A 13,259-nucleotide genomic window follows, 5' to 3' on the forward strand; every position below is an offset into this window, starting at 1 on the left:
GCCTCAGCGTGCGGGCACGCTCCGCAGGTCGATGCCGAGCAGCGCGTCGATCGCGGCGATGCTCGCCTCGTCGGCCGGCGCGCGCGCGATGAAGGCGTCGACCGCCTGCAGCGCCGCGGGGGTGTTGAGGTCGTCGGCGAGGGTCACGCGCAGCCACGGGACGACCGAGTCCGCGTGCGACGGGTCGTCATCGGGCGTCACGGACCACGCGAGCCAGCGGTCGAGGCGGCGCTCGGCCTCCTCGAGCTCGTGCGGGAACCACTCCCAGTCGTCGCGCCAGTGGTGCGCCAGCAGCGCGAGCCGCAGCGCCGCGGGGCGCGCACCGGCCCGCAGCAGCGCCGAGACGAGCACGAGGTTGCCGAGCGACTTCGACATCTTCTCGCCCTCGAACGCGACGAGGCCCGCGTTGAGCCGCGCGCGGCTGAAGAGCGGTGCGCCGAGCGCGATCGCGTGGTGGCCCTGCATCTCCTGGTGCGGGAAGCGCAGGTCGCGGCCGCCCGCGGCGACCGTGAACGGCGCGCCGAGCTCGTCCATCGCGATGACGGTGCACTCGACGTGCCAGCCGGGGCGCCCGCGGCCGACCGGCGAGTCCCACGCGGGCTCCCCCGGCCGCTCGGCGCGCCACAGCAGCGGGTCGAGCGGCGACCGCTTCCCGGGGCGGTCGGGGTCGCCGCCGAACTCGCGGGTCAGCTCGAGCATCTCGGCCTCGTCGGTGCGGCTGCCCGCGCCCATGCGGAACGCGCGCTCGCGGGTCGTGTCGAAGAGCACGTCCTCGCCCCCGCCCTCGGCGTCGGGTGCGGGGAGCCGGTAGGCGTCGCCCGTCTCGAGCAGCCGCTGCACCGCCTGCGCGATCGGCGCGATGCGCTCGGTCACGGCGATCCAGCGATCCGGCGGCAGGATGCGCAGCGCCGCCATGTCCTGCCGGTAGAGCTCCTGCTGCTGCTCGGCGAGCCGCCGCCAGTCGACGCCGTCGCGCGCAGCGCGCTCGAGCAACGGGTCGTCGACGTCGGTCGAGTTCATCGCCGTGCGCACCTCGACGCCCGCGTCGAGCCACACGCGCGTGAGCGTGTCGAACGCGAGGTAGGTGAACGCGTGCCCGAGGTGCGTCGCGTCGTAGGGCGTGATGCCGCACGTGTACATGGATGCGACGGGTCCGTCGGGCAGCACGACGCGCGCGTCGGTGCGCACGTCGTGCACGCTCGGCAGCTGCCCCTCGCCGTGGCCGAGCTCGGCGAGCGACGGCACCGACGGCCGCTCCCACGACCTCACAGCGCGTCGATCCAGCCGGCGGCGAGCGCGACGAGCAGGAGCGTGCCGAGCACGATGCGGTAGACGACGAACGGCAGGAAGCTCCGCCGCGAGATCCACGCCATGAGCCACTTGATGACGGCGATGCCGACGACGAACGCGACGACGGTCGCGAGGATCGTGGGACCCATCCCGAGCCCGACCGAGGTCGGCTCGCGAAGCGCCTGGATGGTCTCGTAGATGCCGGCGCCGAAGACGGCGGGCACGGCGAGGAAGAACGCGTACTTCGCGGCCGCGGGGCGCTGGTAGCCGAGCGCGCGGCCCATCGTGACGGTCGCGCCCGAGCGCGAGACGCCCGGGATGAGCGCGAGCACCTGGGCGACGCCGATCAGCAGACCGTCGCGGTAGGTCGTCGTCTCGAGGGTCTTGATGCGGCGCCCCAGGAGGTCGGCGGCGCCGAGGACGAGGCCGAAGACGATCAGGACGGTCGCGGTGATCCAGAGGCTCCGCAGCTGGTCGCGGATGAGGTCCTGGAACAGCACGCCCGCGAGCACGATCGGGATCGTGCCGATGATCACGAGCCAGCCCATCTTCACGTCGGGGTCCTGGCGGTCGGCCTTGCCCGAGAACTGCTGGAACCACTTGCCGATGATGCGGGTGATGTCCTTCCAGAAGAAGATCACCACCGCGAGCTCGGTGCCGATCTGGGTGATCGCGGTGAACGTCGCGCCCGGGTCCTCGGCGCCGGGCAGGAAGATGCCCGCGATGCGCAGGTGCGCGCTCGAGGAGATGGGCAGGAACTCGGTGGCGCCCTGCAGGGCCCCGAGGAAGATCGCGATCAGCCAGTCCATGGGTCTCTCAGTAGGTGAGCAGCAGGTCCTCGAGCACGTCGGTGCCGAAGTCGAGGGCGTCGAGCGGCACGCGCTCGTCGACGCCGTGGAACATGGCGGCGAAGTCGAGCTCGGGCGTGAGCCGCAGCGGCGCGAACCCGTAGCCGGCGATGCCGAGCTCGGAGAGCGCCTTGTTGTCGGTGCCGCCCGAGAGCATGTACGGCAGCACCGCCGCCCCCGGGTCGTGGCGGCCGAGCGCCGCGGTCATCGCCTCGACGAGCGGGCCCGAGAAGGGCTGCTCGAGGCCGACGTCGCCGTGCACGAGCTCGACCTCGATCGCGTCGCCCACGAGGGCGCGGATGCCGTCGATCGCCTCGCGCTCGCGGCCCGGCAGCGGCCGGACGTCGATCCGGGCCTCGGCGACCGAGGGGATGACGTTGTGCTTGTAGCCCGCGTCGAGCTGCGTGGGGTTGGCGGTGTGGCGCAGGCTCGAGCGCAGGAAGCGCGCGACCGTGCCCGTGCGCTCAGCCACCGCATCCGGGTCGTCGTCCTCGGCGCCGAGCAGCTCGGCGACGCGGGCGATGAGCTCGCGGGTGGTGTCGGTGAGCTCGACCGGGAACTCGTGCTCGCCCACCGCGGCGACGGCGCGCGCGAGGGCGGTGACGGCGTTGTCGCGCATGTGCTGCGATCCGTGCGCCGCGGTGCCGCGCGCTCGCAGCAGGATCCACTGCAGCGCCTTCTCCGCGGTCTGCAGCAGGTAGGCGCGGCGGCCCTCGATCTCGATCGAGTAGCCGCCGACCTCGCTGATCGCCTCGGTCGCGCCCGCGAAGAGGTCGGGGTGGTTGCGCACGAGCCACTGCGAGCCGAACGCGCCGCCGGCCTCCTCGTCGGCGAAGAACGCCACCACGAGGCCGCGACGCGGGCGCCGGCCGGAGGTCAGGATGCGCTCGAGGGCGGCGAGGATCATCGCGTCCATCTGCTTCATGTCGACCGCTCCGCGGCCCCACAGCATGCCGTCGCGCACGACGCCCTCGAAGGGGTCGACGCTCCACTCGCTCGCGTCGGCCGGCACGACGTCGAGGTGCCCGTGCACGACGAGCAGCGGCAGCGACGGATCGGTGCCCTCGATGCGCGCGACGACGCTCGTGCGGCCGGGCGCGGCCTCGAACGTCTCGCTCGCGACGCCCATCGCTGCGAGCGCCTCGACGACGTAGGCCGCGGCCTCCGCCTCGCCGCTCGAGCGGCCGCCGCCCCAGTTCTGGGTGTCGATCCGGATGAGGTCCCTCGCGATGCGCGCAGTTCGAGTCAGTCCGTCGGTCACCAGGCAAGGCTAGCCGCCCGGCGTGGTCATCGAGCGCGCTCGGGCCGTGCTAGAGTCGTTGATCGGCCCACCAAGTGGTCCGACACCTTGCGCGGGTGGCGGAATTGGCAGACGCGCTAGCTTGAGGTGCTAGTGCCCGTATTAGGGCGTGGGGGTTCAAGTCCCCCCTCGCGCACAGATCGAGGCCCGGAAGCAGATGCTCCCGGGCCTCGAGCCGTTCCCGGGCGGTTGCGGTCGGCACTCCCCAGCGCGCTCCCGGCTCGCGCGGCTAGCCTGCCGCCATGGTCTTCGACAGCATCCGCCGCGCCGGCTTCCGCCGCGGCCCCGCCCGACTGCTCGCCGGCATCTGCGGCGGCATCGCAGCGAAGACGGGCATCAACGTGTGGATCGTCCGCCTCGTCACCCTCCTGCTCTTCGCGCTCCCCGTGCTCGGCTGGGGCGTCTACGCCGTCGTCTGGATCCTGACGCCGAACCAGTCCGGCTCGATCCCGCTCGAGCGCTGGCTCGGTCGCGGGCGGCGCTGACGCACCCCACCCGACCTCAGTCCCCGCCCGAGGGCCCCGTGTCCTCGCGCTTCCGCTCGCGCCGCAGCATGCTCGCCGGGGCGACCGCGGCCGCGCCGAAGCGGTCGTGCACCGCATCCATCGCACGCTCCGCGCTCCCCCACGTCTCGCTGTCGTCCCACAGCAGGCCGTGGTCGGCGGCGTCCTGCACCGAGCTCGCCCGCACGCCGACGAGCCGCACCGGGCCGATGGGGCCGAGCTGGTCGAGCAGCGACCACGCCGTCTCCACGATCACGCGCGTGACGTCGGTCGCCTCGGGCAGGGTGCGCGAGCGCGTGATCGTGCGGAAGTCGTGGAAGCGCACCGTGAGCGTGACGGTGCGGCCCTGCACGCCCGCGTCGCGCAGCCGTCGGCCGACGCCCGTGCCGAGCCGCAGGATCTCGCCGCGCAGCTCGGCGGGATCGGTCACGTCGCGGAAGAAGGTGTGGTTGTGGCCGAAGGACTGCTCGTGCCCGCGCTCCTCGACCGAGCGCGCGTCCCGGCCCCACGCGAGCGCGGCGAGGTGGCGGCCGGTCGCCTCGCCGAACCACGCCTGGAGCCGCTCCTCGGGCGTGTGCGCGACGTCGGCGACCGTGTGCAGCCCGTAGCGGGCGAGCCGCTCCTGCTGCTTCGGGCCCACGCCCCACAGCGCCGAGACGGGCTGCGGGTGCAGGAAGCCGACGACCGCGTCGTCGGGCACGACGAGCATCCCGTCGGGCTTCGCGCGCGAGGAGGCGAGCTTCGCGACGTACTTCGTGCCGGCGGCGCCGATCGAGGCGACGAGGCCCGTCTCGGCGCGGATGCGCGCCCGGAGCGCGGGGCCGATGCGGTTCGCCCCGCCCGCGAGGCGCCGCAGACCTGCGATGCCGACGAACGCCTCGTCGATGCCGAGCCGCTCGACGTCGGGCGACGTGTCGTCGAGGATCCCCATGACGTGCGCGGACAGCCGGGCGTAGAGCCGGAAGTCGGGCTCGAGCACGACCGCGCGGGGGCACAGCCGGAGCGCGCGCGCCATCGGCATCGCCGAGTGCACGCCGTACTTGCGCGCCTCGTACGTCGCGGCCGTCACGACCGAGCGCGACGAGTCGTGGCCGATCACGACGGGCAGCCCCACGAGGTCGGGGCGCGCGAGCAGCGACGCCGATGCGAAGAACGCGTCGAGGTCGACGTGCAGGATCGTCGCGGTCGCGTCGTCGACCTCGGGACCCGAGACGAGGCGGTTCGAGCCGTCCTGCTTGCTCACGCATCCATCGTCCCACGGCGCGCCCACGCGACCGGGAGCCGCGCTTGGCGGGAGCGGGCAGGATGGGAGGCATGCAGCACCCCGGCATGGAGCACCCCTACACGCGCTACGTCGCCCTCGGCGACAGCTTCACCGAGGGGGTCGGCGACGAGGAGCCGGACCTCCCGAACGGCGTGCGCGGCTGGGCCGACCGCGTCGCCGAGGAGCTCGCCCGCACGAACCCCGGCTTCGAGTACGCCAACCTCGCGATCCGTGGCCGGCTCCTCGGCCAGATCGTCGACGAGCAGCTCGAGCCCGCGATCGCCCTGCAGCCCGACCTCGTGACGATCTCGGCGGGCGGCAACGACCTCATCCGCCCGGGCGGCGACCCCGATGCGCTCGCGGCGCGGCTCGACGACGTCGTCGGGCGGCTGCGCGCGACGGGTGCCGAGGTCGTGCTGTTCAACGGCCCGGACATCGCGATGACGCCCGTGCTCCGCTCCATCCGCGGCAAGGTCGGCATCTACAACGCCAACCTGTGGGGCGTCGCGGCGAAGCACGGCGCGGTCATGGCCGACATGTGGTCGGCGCGCCACCTGCAGCAGCCGCAGATGTGGGCGCCGGATCGGCTGCACTTCTCGGCCTACGGCCACCACGAGATCGCGATGCTCGTGCTCGACGCGCTCGGCGTCGCGCACGCGCTCACGCACATGGAGCCCGAGCCGCTGCCCGCGCGGTCGTGGCAGCAGACGCGCCTCGAGGACCTCCACTGGGCGCGCGAGCACCTCGCGCCGTGGGTGCTGCGGCGGCTGCGCGGCCGCTCGTCGGGCGATGCGATCCTGCCGAAGCGGCCCACGCCCGGCCCCGTGCTGCCGCACGAGCTGCCGCCCGCGCCGCCGCACGAGCTGCCGCCGGAGCCGCCGGAGGGCGCCTAGTCGAGGTACCAGGCGAGCGCGTCGAGCGGATGCGCCGCCCGCCACGCGAGGTCGGGCTCGGCGAGCATCCCGGTCGTCCGCACGCTCGTGGTTCGGGTCTCCCCCGAGAGCTCGGTGACGGATGCGCTGCCCACCTCGCCGCGCGGCCGGCCGGGCTCGATCGCCTCGTCGACCGCGACGGTCGCGCTGGGCACGACCTCGCCGAACGCGTCGGCCTCGAGCGCCGTCTGCGTCCTCGCCTCGACGCGCGCGCCCCACGGCGCGACGTACTCCGCGACGACCGTGCCCTCGGGCAGCACCTCGCGCCGCGCGAAGCCCGTCCAGAGGCTCTCGACGAGCGCGAGCATCTGCGCGTCGATCTCCTCGGCGGTGATGGTGCCCATCACGACGGCGACGACGCGCCGGCGCTCGCCGTCGACGAGCCGCTCGGCGGTGACGAGGAGGTTCCGGCCCCACACCTTGAGGGTGCCCGTCTTGCCGCCGTCGACGTCGCCCTCGCCGAGGATGCGGTTGGTGTTCGGCGCGTAGCCGATGCCGGGGATCGTGACCGACTCGAGCTGCAGGGTCGCGAGCACCACGGGGTCGTCGACCGCCATGAGGCCGATGCGCGTGAGGTCGGCGGCGCTCGAGACGCTCTGCGCCGAGAGCCCGGCGGGATCGGCGAGCGAGGTGTGCGCGAGGTCGTGCCGGTCGGCCCACGCGTCGGCGGCGGCGAGGAAGCCGTCGATCGAGCCGAACGCCCAGTTGGCGAGCGACCACACGGCGTTGCCGGCCGAGTCGACGAGCGACCACTCGATGAGGTCGCGCTGCGTCACGACCATGCCGTCGTAGACCGGCGCGATCGGCGCGTTGTCGGCGATCGCGCGGCCCTGGGCGCGCACGTCGTCGGCGTCGAGCGCGATCTCGGCACCGCGGCTGTCGCCCTCGATCGGATGCGCCTCGAGCACGATGAGCACGGTGGCGAGCTTCGTGACGCTCGCCATCGGATGCGCCTCCTCGCTCCCCCACGACTCGATGGCGCCCTCGAAGCCGGCGACGGCGTAGCCCGCCGATCGCGCGCCCTCCGGCCACGCGACGGCGACCGGCGCGGCCTCGGGCTGGGGCGCCGCGACGGCGCGCGGGGCGACGGACGGCGCGGGCGCGAAGGCGACGGCGAGGCCGAGCAGCAGCGCGGCGACGAGTGCGAGCACGACGAGCGCGCGCAGCAGGACGACGAGCGGATGCGGCCGGCTGCGCCGCTGCGTCACCGCGGTGACAGCGGCGCTCACGCGCGGCTCCGCAGCGCCCACATCGCCACGGCGGCCGACGCGGCGACGTTGAGCGAGTCGACCCCGTGGTGCATGGGGATGCGCACGACGCGGTCGGCCGCGGCGAGCGCGCGGGCCGAGAGCCCTGGACCCTCGGAGCCGAACACGAGCGCGACGCGCTCGGGCGCATCCGTCGCGTAGTCGTCGAGGTCGACGGCGTCGTCGCGGAGCGCCATCGCGACGGTCTCGAAGCCGGCCTCGCGGAAGACGGGCGCGGCGGCCTCGAGCGAATCGATGCGGGTCCACGGCACCTGCAGCACGGTGCCCATCGACACCCGCACGCTGCGCCGGTAGAGCGGGTCGGCGCACGTCTGCGTCACGAGCACCGCATCCGCCCCGATGCCCGCGACCGAGCGGAACGCGGCGCCGACGTTCGTGTGGTCGACGAGGCCGTCGAGCACGACGACGCGGCGGGCGCGCGCGAGCAGCGCCGCCGCATCCGGCAGCTCGGGCCGCTGCATCGCGGCGAGCGCGCCGCGGTGCAGGTGGAAGCCGGTGAGCGCCTCGAGCACGGGCTCCTCGCCCACGAAGACGGGCACGTCGAGGCCCGGCGCCGCCTCGGCGAGCACCGCCTCGACGTGCGGGAGCCAGCGGGGCGCCACGAGCACCGAGCGCGGTCGGTGGCCGGCGCGCAGCGCGCGCTCGAGCACCGTCTGCGACTCGGCGATGTAGAGGCCGCGCTCGGGCTCGGTGCGACGCCGGAGCGCGACGTCGGTGAGCGCGACGTAGTCGGTGAGCCGGGGGTCGTCGAGCGCGTCGATCCCGATGACCGGCATGCGTGCTCCCCTCGGGCGCCGCCCCGTCGGCGCACCGTGCTCCAGGGTAGCGGCGCGAGTAGGGTGGGCGCGTGCTCGACACTGCGATCGACCTGCTCCGCGGCCGCCGGGTCGCCGTGCTCACGGGCGCGGGCATCTCGACCGATTCGGGCATCCCCGACTACCGCGGCGAGGGCGCCCCGCGCCGCACCCCGATGGACTTCGCGGCGTTCCGCAGCAGCGAGGCCGCGCGGCGCCGCTACTGGGCGGGCAGCCACCTCGGCTGGCGGCGCTTCACCGGCGTGCATCCGAACGACGGCCATCGCGCCCTCGCGCGCATGGAGGAGGCGGGCCTCATCACCGGCATCGCGACGCAGAACGTCGACGACCTGCACGAGCGCGCGGGCTCGCGCGAGGTGGTGCACGTGCACGGCCGCATGCACACCGTCTCGTGCCTGCAGTGCGGCCGCACGTTCGACCGCGAGCGCATCGCCGAGCAGATCGAGGCCGACAACCCGTGGATCCGGGTGCCGGAGCAGGTGCGCCTGCAGCCCGACGGCGACGTCGAGATCGACGCCTCGCAGGACTTCCGCGCGCCCGTCTGCCCGGTGTGCGGCGGCATGCTCAAGCCCGACGTCGTGTTCTTCGGCGAGCTCGTGCCGACCGCGGTCTTCGCCGCCGCGCGCGACGTGATCGCCGCTGGCGACGCGGTGCTCGTGGCCGGCTCGTCGCTCGTCGTGAACTCGGGCACGCGGCTGCTCGAGGTCGCGCGGCGCGCCGACGTGCCGATCGTGATCGTCAACCGGGGCGAGACGAAGTGGGATGCGCGGGCCGCCGTGCGCGTGGAGGACGGCACGAGCGAGACGCTCACGGCGATCGCCGACGCCCTCGTCGCGCCCTTCTAGCCCGCCGGTCGAGGAGCGCGCCGCAAGCGCGGCGAAGGGTTGCGGCGTGTCGGGCCTCTCACCGTTCGTGCGGCCCCACACGCCGCAACTCTGCAGCGCGCCGCAGGCGCACGCGTCACGAGACCCTGCGCCCCGCCCTCGCGACGACCTCCTCGAGGAACGCCCCCAGCCGCTCGGCCGACGCGCGCCAGCTGAAGCGCGCGGCCTGCTGCCTCGAGGCGCGCGACCGGGCCGCCCACTCCCCCTCGAGCGATCGCACGGCGCGCGCGAGCGCATCCGCATCGCCCACGGGGAACGTCACGGCGGCGTCGCCCCCCACCTCGCGGAAGATCGGGATGTCGCTCACGACGACGGGCACGCCGAGGCTCATCGCCTCGAGCAGCGGGATGCCGAAGCCCTCGTCGTGCGAGGCGTGGACGAGCGCGGTCGCGCTGCGCAGCAGGTCGGCGTACTCGGCGTCCGAGACGCCGTCGTGGAAGACGACGGATGCGCCCGGCGCGACCCGTGCGAGCCACTCTCGCGTCGCGGGGTCGACCCGGCTGCACAGGTGCAGCTCGTGGCCCGGCAGCAGGGCGGTCGCCCGCACGAGCGTCTCGACGTCCTTGTAGGGCATGAACGAGCCCATGTAGACGAGCCGGCGCGTAGGCGGGGCCGCGTGCGCGACGGGCTCCCCGAGGCGCGTGACGGCGTTGGGCACGACCGCGACGGGCCGTCGCGTCAGCCGGTGCTCGGTGATGAGCCCGCGCGTGGTCTCGGAGACCGTCGCGACGCCGTCGACCCCGTTCAGCAGCAGCCGCTGCGGCCAGAACGCGCGGTGGTACAGCCGCCACAGCAGCCGCACGGGTGCCGGCAGGTTCCGCGGCGGCTCGGGGTGGCGGTAGTAGATGAGGTCGTGCACGGTCGTCACGAGCGGCCAGGCGCGGCCGATCGAGCCGATCGTCTGCATGGGCGAGAACGCGACGTCGGCGGCCACGCGGCGCAGGCGCCACGCGGTGAGCGGCTCGAGCGGGCCGGTCGGCGACGGTCCGAGCACGTGCGGCAGCGGCGGCAGCATCGCGAGCTGGCGCCGGTCGCTCACGAGCATCGTGACGTCGTGGTCGCGCGCGAGCTCGGCGACGAGCTCGGCCGAGAAGCGCGAGATCCCGTCGTGGCGCTCGTGCCGCACGTAGCGGCAGTCGAACAGCACCCGCACGTCAGCCCGCCTCCGCCAGGAACCGGCGGATGATCGCCGCGGCCTCCCGCGGGCGCTCGTAGTGCACGAGGTGGCCGACGCCGGTGAGCACCGAGAGCCGCGCGTCGGGGAAGCGCGTGCGCAAGCGGTGCTGCTGCGCGAGCGGCGTGATGTCGTCGCGGTCGGCGGCGATGAGCTGCACGGGCTGCGCGACGCGCTCGGCGACCTCGCCGACGGTGTGGCGGATCGAGGCGTCGAAGGCCTCGAGCACGGACGCGCGGGACGCGTAGCGCGAGAAGTAGCGGTCGTGCTGGTCGTGGATCCAGCGCAGCAGCGCTCGGTCGCGCGTCTTCGCCATGAAGGCGCTCATGCCGCGCACGATCGGCGGTGCACCGAGCAGCGCGAGCCCCGCGCGCTCCGGGAGCGCCGCGGCGGCGCGGTAGTAGGCGAGCGCGAGCAGCGACCCGACGCGGTTGACGCCGGAAAGCGCTGGCGTCGCGATGGGGTTGACGAGCACGATCCGGCTCGCGTCGAGCCCGCTCGCGGCCGCGTGCGCGACGACGATCGAGCCGAACGAGTGGCCGAGCACCGGCGCGCCGGGCGCCTCCGCGGCGACGAGCGCCCGCAGCCACGCGGCGTACGCCTCGATCGTCGCGCGCGGCAGCGCATCCGAGGCGCCGAAGCCGGGGAGGTCGGGGATGAGGATGCGCATGCCGGGCAGGTGGGCGGCGACGGGCTCGAGCCCGTGGTGGTCGCCGCGGAAGCCGTGCACGAAGACGATCGGCGGCGCATCCGGCGCGCCGTACTCGACGAGCGCGGTGCGCGTGCCGGCGACGTCGACCTCCCGGCGGCGCTGCGGGAGCGCCTCGAGCAGCGCGCGGTAGGGCGACGCGATCGGGGCGGGTTCCTCAGGCACCCGCCGAGCCTACCGGCGGCTGTGGGAGGCCGCGGTTACCGTGGGGCCATGACCGACACGCAGCTGCGCCGCCCGATCCTCGAGGTGAGCGCCTCCGCGCCCGACCGCTGGATCGACCGGCTCGTGGTGTTCGACCTCGAGACGACGGGCGTCGACCCGCTCGAGGCGCGCATCGTCACCGCCTACGTCGGCGTGCTGGATGCGTCGGGCTCGGTCGTCGAGGAGCGCCACTGGATCGTCGACCCCGGCGTCGAGATCCCGGAGGGCTCGATCGCCGTGCACGGCATCACGACCGAGCGCGCGCGGGCCGAGGGCGCCGAGGCGTCGGCCTCGGTGTGCGAGATCCGCGACCTGCTCGCCGGCTACCTCGCGCAGGGCCTCGCGGTGTGCGCGTTCAACGCCGCCTACGACATCTCGCTGCTCGACGCCGAGTGCCGCCGCCACGGCCACGAGCCGCTCGATGCGCGCCCGGTCATCGACCCGATGGTGCTCGACCGCCGGCTCGACCGCTACCGCCGCGGCAAGCGCACGCTGACGGTCGCTGCCGAGGTCTACGGGGTCGAGCTCGTCGACGCGCACGACGCGAGCGCCGACGCGATCGCCGCGGGCCGGATCGCCCAGGCCATGACGGCGCGGCACCCCGAGCTGCGCATCGACCCGATCTCGCTGCACGAGCTCACGATGCGCTGGGCCGACGAGCAGGCGGCCGACTTCGAGCAGTTCCGGCGCCGCACCGACCCGTCGTTCAGCGCGGGCCGCGGCTGGCCGCTGAGGCGTTGACGGCGGAGGGCTCACCATCGTGAGCCCGGAGACGTCAAGGTCGAGGAGCGCGCGGCGCAGCCGCACGCGTCACGAGACCCGTCGCACCCGTGCGTGCGCGTGCGCGCGAGCCCGCACGAGCGAACCCGGACCGCACACGACAGAGGGCGACGAGCCGAAGCCCGTCGCCCTCTCGTGGTGGCTGAGGATCAGCCGCCGAAGCCCTTGTAGCGGTTCTTGAACTTCTCGACGCGGCCGGCCGAGTCCATGATGCGCTGCTTGCCCGTGTAGAACGGGTGCGAGGCCGACGAGATCTCGACGTCGATGACGGGGTAGGTCTCGCCGTCGAGCTCGATCGTCTTGTCGCTCGTCACGGTCGAGCGCGTCAGGAACGTCTCGCCCGAGGCGAGGTCGCGGAACACGATCGGCTTGTAGTCGGGGTGGATCTCGGTCTTCATGGCAGTCCTTGGTCGCTCGGGCGCGGAAAGTCTTCGGCTGCGGTGCAGATGCATCGGGGGCCGACGGACGAGTGTATCAGGTCGGCGCGCTCAGCGGCGAGCCTGGGCCCGCCAGCGGCCGTCCTCGTGGCGCACCTGCAGGGGCACGCCGAACGCGGTCGTGAGGTTGTCGTCGGTGAGCACCTCGGCGAGCGGGCCTGCCGCGGTCACGCGTCCGGCCGAGAGCAGCAGCGCGTGGGTGAAGCCCGGCGGGATCTCCTCGACGTGGTGCGTCACCATGACGATCGCGGGGGCGAGGGAGCTCGACGCGTACTCCTCGAGCGACTCGAGGAGCGACTCGCGCGCGCCGAGGTCGAGGCTGCCGGCGGGCTCGTCGAGCAGCATGAGCTCGGGGTCGGTCATCACCGCGCGCGCGATCTGGACGCGCTTGCGCTCGCCGTCGGAGAGCGTGCCGAAGGTGCGGGTGGAGAGCTCGGTGAGGTCCCACGCGTCCATGACCTCGGCGGCGCGCTCGAGGTCCTCCGACTCGTACCGCTCGCGCCAGCGGCCCGTGACGGCGTAGGCCGCGGTGAGCACGACGTCGCCGACGCGCTCCCACGCCGGGATGCGGCGGGCGAGGCCCGTGGCGGCGAGGCCGATGCGCGTGCGCAGGTCGAAGACGTCGACCTTCCCCACCCGCTCCCCCAGCACGTCGACGGTGCCGGACGACGGGTGGGTCGTGGCGGCGGCGAGCTGCAGGATGGTCGACTTGCCCGCGCCGTTCGGCCCCAGGATCACCCAGCGGTCGGCCTCGCCGACGGTCCAGGTGATGGAGTCGAGGATGCGGTTGCCGTTCCGCACGAACGACACGTCGGAGAGCTCGAGGACGCTGGCCATGGGTGCGAGCCTAT

General features: G+C 74.1%; 14 protein-coding genes and 1 tRNA gene. 5 read left to right on the plus strand and 10 right to left on the minus strand.

Annotated features, from left to right (window positions below; translation table 11 throughout):
• Positions 1 to 3 precede the first annotated feature (3 nt).
• From BLT67_RS00690 to BLT67_RS00700, 3 genes are read right to left on the minus strand one after another with little or no spacing between them, the layout of a single operon-like run.
• Entirely contained in the window at positions 4 to 1,269 is a 1,266-nt protein-coding gene (locus BLT67_RS00690) for a hypothetical protein (RefSeq protein WP_092664799.1), read from the minus strand.
• Positions 1,266 to 2,099, minus strand: coding sequence for an undecaprenyl-diphosphate phosphatase (locus tag BLT67_RS00695; RefSeq protein ID WP_092664802.1), 834 nt, complete (start codon positions 2,097 to 2,099; stop codon positions 1,266 to 1,268). Before BLT67_RS00695 ends, BLT67_RS00690 begins: the two co-directional genes overlap by 4 nt.
• Before the next feature lie 7 nt (positions 2,100 to 2,106).
• Entirely contained in the window at positions 2,107 to 3,399 is a 1,293-nt protein-coding gene (locus BLT67_RS00700) for a M20/M25/M40 family metallo-hydrolase (protein ID WP_231945527.1), read from the minus strand.
• Positions 3,400 to 3,488: 89 nt separating this feature from the next.
• Between BLT67_RS00700 and BLT67_RS00705 the strand changes: the two genes are divergently transcribed.
• Together BLT67_RS00705 and BLT67_RS00710 are read left to right on the plus strand one after the other, a co-directional pair.
• A tRNA-Leu gene (locus BLT67_RS00705) sits at positions 3,489 to 3,574 on the plus strand.
• 106 nt (positions 3,575 to 3,680) lie between these two features.
• On the plus strand, positions 3,681 to 3,923 hold the full coding sequence (locus BLT67_RS00710; protein WP_092664811.1) for a PspC domain-containing protein: 243 nt from the start codon (positions 3,681 to 3,683) through the stop codon (positions 3,921 to 3,923).
• 16 nt (positions 3,924 to 3,939) lie between these two features.
• On the opposite strand, the gene dinB is transcribed toward BLT67_RS00710, so the two are convergent.
• Positions 3,940 to 5,184, minus strand: a complete 1,245-nt coding sequence (gene dinB / locus BLT67_RS00715; RefSeq protein ID WP_092664814.1) for a DNA polymerase IV — start codon at positions 5,182 to 5,184, stop codon at positions 3,940 to 3,942.
• 71 nt (positions 5,185 to 5,255) lie between these two features.
• Here dinB and BLT67_RS00720 point away from each other — a divergent pair, with 71 nt between their 5' ends.
• Entirely contained in the window at positions 5,256 to 6,098 is an 843-nt protein-coding gene (locus BLT67_RS00720; protein ID WP_092664819.1) for an SGNH/GDSL hydrolase family protein, read from the plus strand.
• On the opposite strand, the gene BLT67_RS00725 is transcribed toward BLT67_RS00720, so the two are convergent.
• Together BLT67_RS00725 and BLT67_RS00730 are read right to left on the minus strand one after the other, a co-directional pair.
• Entirely contained in the window at positions 6,095 to 7,366 is a 1,272-nt protein-coding gene (locus BLT67_RS00725; RefSeq protein WP_157674084.1) for a D-alanyl-D-alanine carboxypeptidase family protein, read from the minus strand. The two genes, BLT67_RS00720 and BLT67_RS00725, sit on opposite strands and share 4 nt — an antisense overlap.
• Complete coding sequence (locus BLT67_RS00730; RefSeq protein WP_092664825.1) at positions 7,363 to 8,181, minus strand: TrmH family RNA methyltransferase; 819 nt, start codon at positions 8,179 to 8,181, stop codon at positions 7,363 to 7,365. Before BLT67_RS00730 ends, BLT67_RS00725 begins: the two co-directional genes overlap by 4 nt.
• 71 nt (positions 8,182 to 8,252) lie before the next feature.
• On the opposite strand from BLT67_RS00730, the gene BLT67_RS00735 reads away from it, so the two are divergent.
• The gene (locus BLT67_RS00735) at positions 8,253 to 9,065 is read left to right on the plus strand and encodes a Sir2 family NAD-dependent protein deacetylase (RefSeq protein ID WP_092664828.1); all 813 of its coding nucleotides are present in this window, start codon (positions 8,253 to 8,255) and stop codon (positions 9,063 to 9,065) included.
• Positions 9,066 to 9,180: 115 nt separating this feature from the next.
• On the opposite strand, the gene BLT67_RS00740 is transcribed toward BLT67_RS00735, so the two are convergent.
• A complete protein-coding gene (locus BLT67_RS00740; RefSeq protein ID WP_092664831.1) occupies positions 9,181 to 10,257 on the minus strand; it encodes a glycosyltransferase family 4 protein in 1,077 nt (358 codons plus the stop codon).
• A 1-nt stretch (position 10,258) separates the two neighbouring features.
• Positions 10,259 to 11,152, minus strand: coding sequence for an alpha/beta fold hydrolase (locus BLT67_RS00745; protein ID WP_231945528.1), 894 nt, complete (start codon positions 11,150 to 11,152; stop codon positions 10,259 to 10,261).
• 48 nt (positions 11,153 to 11,200) lie between these two features.
• Between BLT67_RS00745 and BLT67_RS00750 the strand changes: the two genes are divergently transcribed.
• A complete protein-coding gene (locus BLT67_RS00750) occupies positions 11,201 to 11,932 on the plus strand; it encodes an exonuclease domain-containing protein (RefSeq protein ID WP_092664834.1) in 732 nt (243 codons plus the stop codon).
• 188 nt (positions 11,933 to 12,120) lie between these two features.
• On the opposite strand, the gene BLT67_RS00755 is transcribed toward BLT67_RS00750, so the two are convergent.
• Complete coding sequence (locus BLT67_RS00755) at positions 12,121 to 12,369, minus strand: type B 50S ribosomal protein L31 (RefSeq protein WP_092664839.1); 249 nt, start codon at positions 12,367 to 12,369, stop codon at positions 12,121 to 12,123.
• Between the two features lie 90 nt (positions 12,370 to 12,459).
• On the minus strand, positions 12,460 to 13,245 hold the full coding sequence (locus BLT67_RS00760; RefSeq protein WP_092664842.1) for an ABC transporter ATP-binding protein: 786 nt from the start codon (positions 13,243 to 13,245) through the stop codon (positions 12,460 to 12,462).
• Between the last annotated feature and the right edge of the window lie 14 nt (positions 13,246 to 13,259).

The sequence above is a fragment of the Agrococcus carbonis genome (assembly GCF_900104705.1).
In the GTDB taxonomy this organism is placed as follows: domain Bacteria; phylum Actinomycetota; class Actinomycetes; order Actinomycetales; family Microbacteriaceae; genus Agrococcus; species Agrococcus carbonis.

Bases quoted from the DNA above. Each gene is read 5' to 3' on its own strand.
- BLT67_RS00750 (WP_092664834.1), top strand. From the start codon at position 11,201: ATGACCGACACGCAGCTGCGCCGCCCGATCCTCGAGGTGAGCGCCTCC.
- BLT67_RS00730 (WP_092664825.1), bottom strand. From the start codon at position 8,181: ATGCCGGTCATCGGGATCGACGCGCTCGACGACCCCCGGCTCACCGAC.
- BLT67_RS00760 (WP_092664842.1), bottom strand. From the start codon at position 13,245: ATGGCCAGCGTCCTCGAGCTCTCCGACGTGTCGTTCGTGCGGAACGGC.
- BLT67_RS00695 (WP_092664802.1), bottom strand. From the start codon at position 2,099: ATGGACTGGCTGATCGCGATCTTCCTCGGGGCCCTGCAGGGCGCCACC.
- BLT67_RS00710 (WP_092664811.1), top strand. From the start codon at position 3,681: ATGGTCTTCGACAGCATCCGCCGCGCCGGCTTCCGCCGCGGCCCCGCC.
- BLT67_RS00755 (WP_092664839.1), bottom strand. From the start codon at position 12,369: ATGAAGACCGAGATCCACCCCGACTACAAGCCGATCGTGTTCCGCGAC.
- BLT67_RS00720 (WP_092664819.1), top strand. From the start codon at position 5,256: ATGCAGCACCCCGGCATGGAGCACCCCTACACGCGCTACGTCGCCCTC.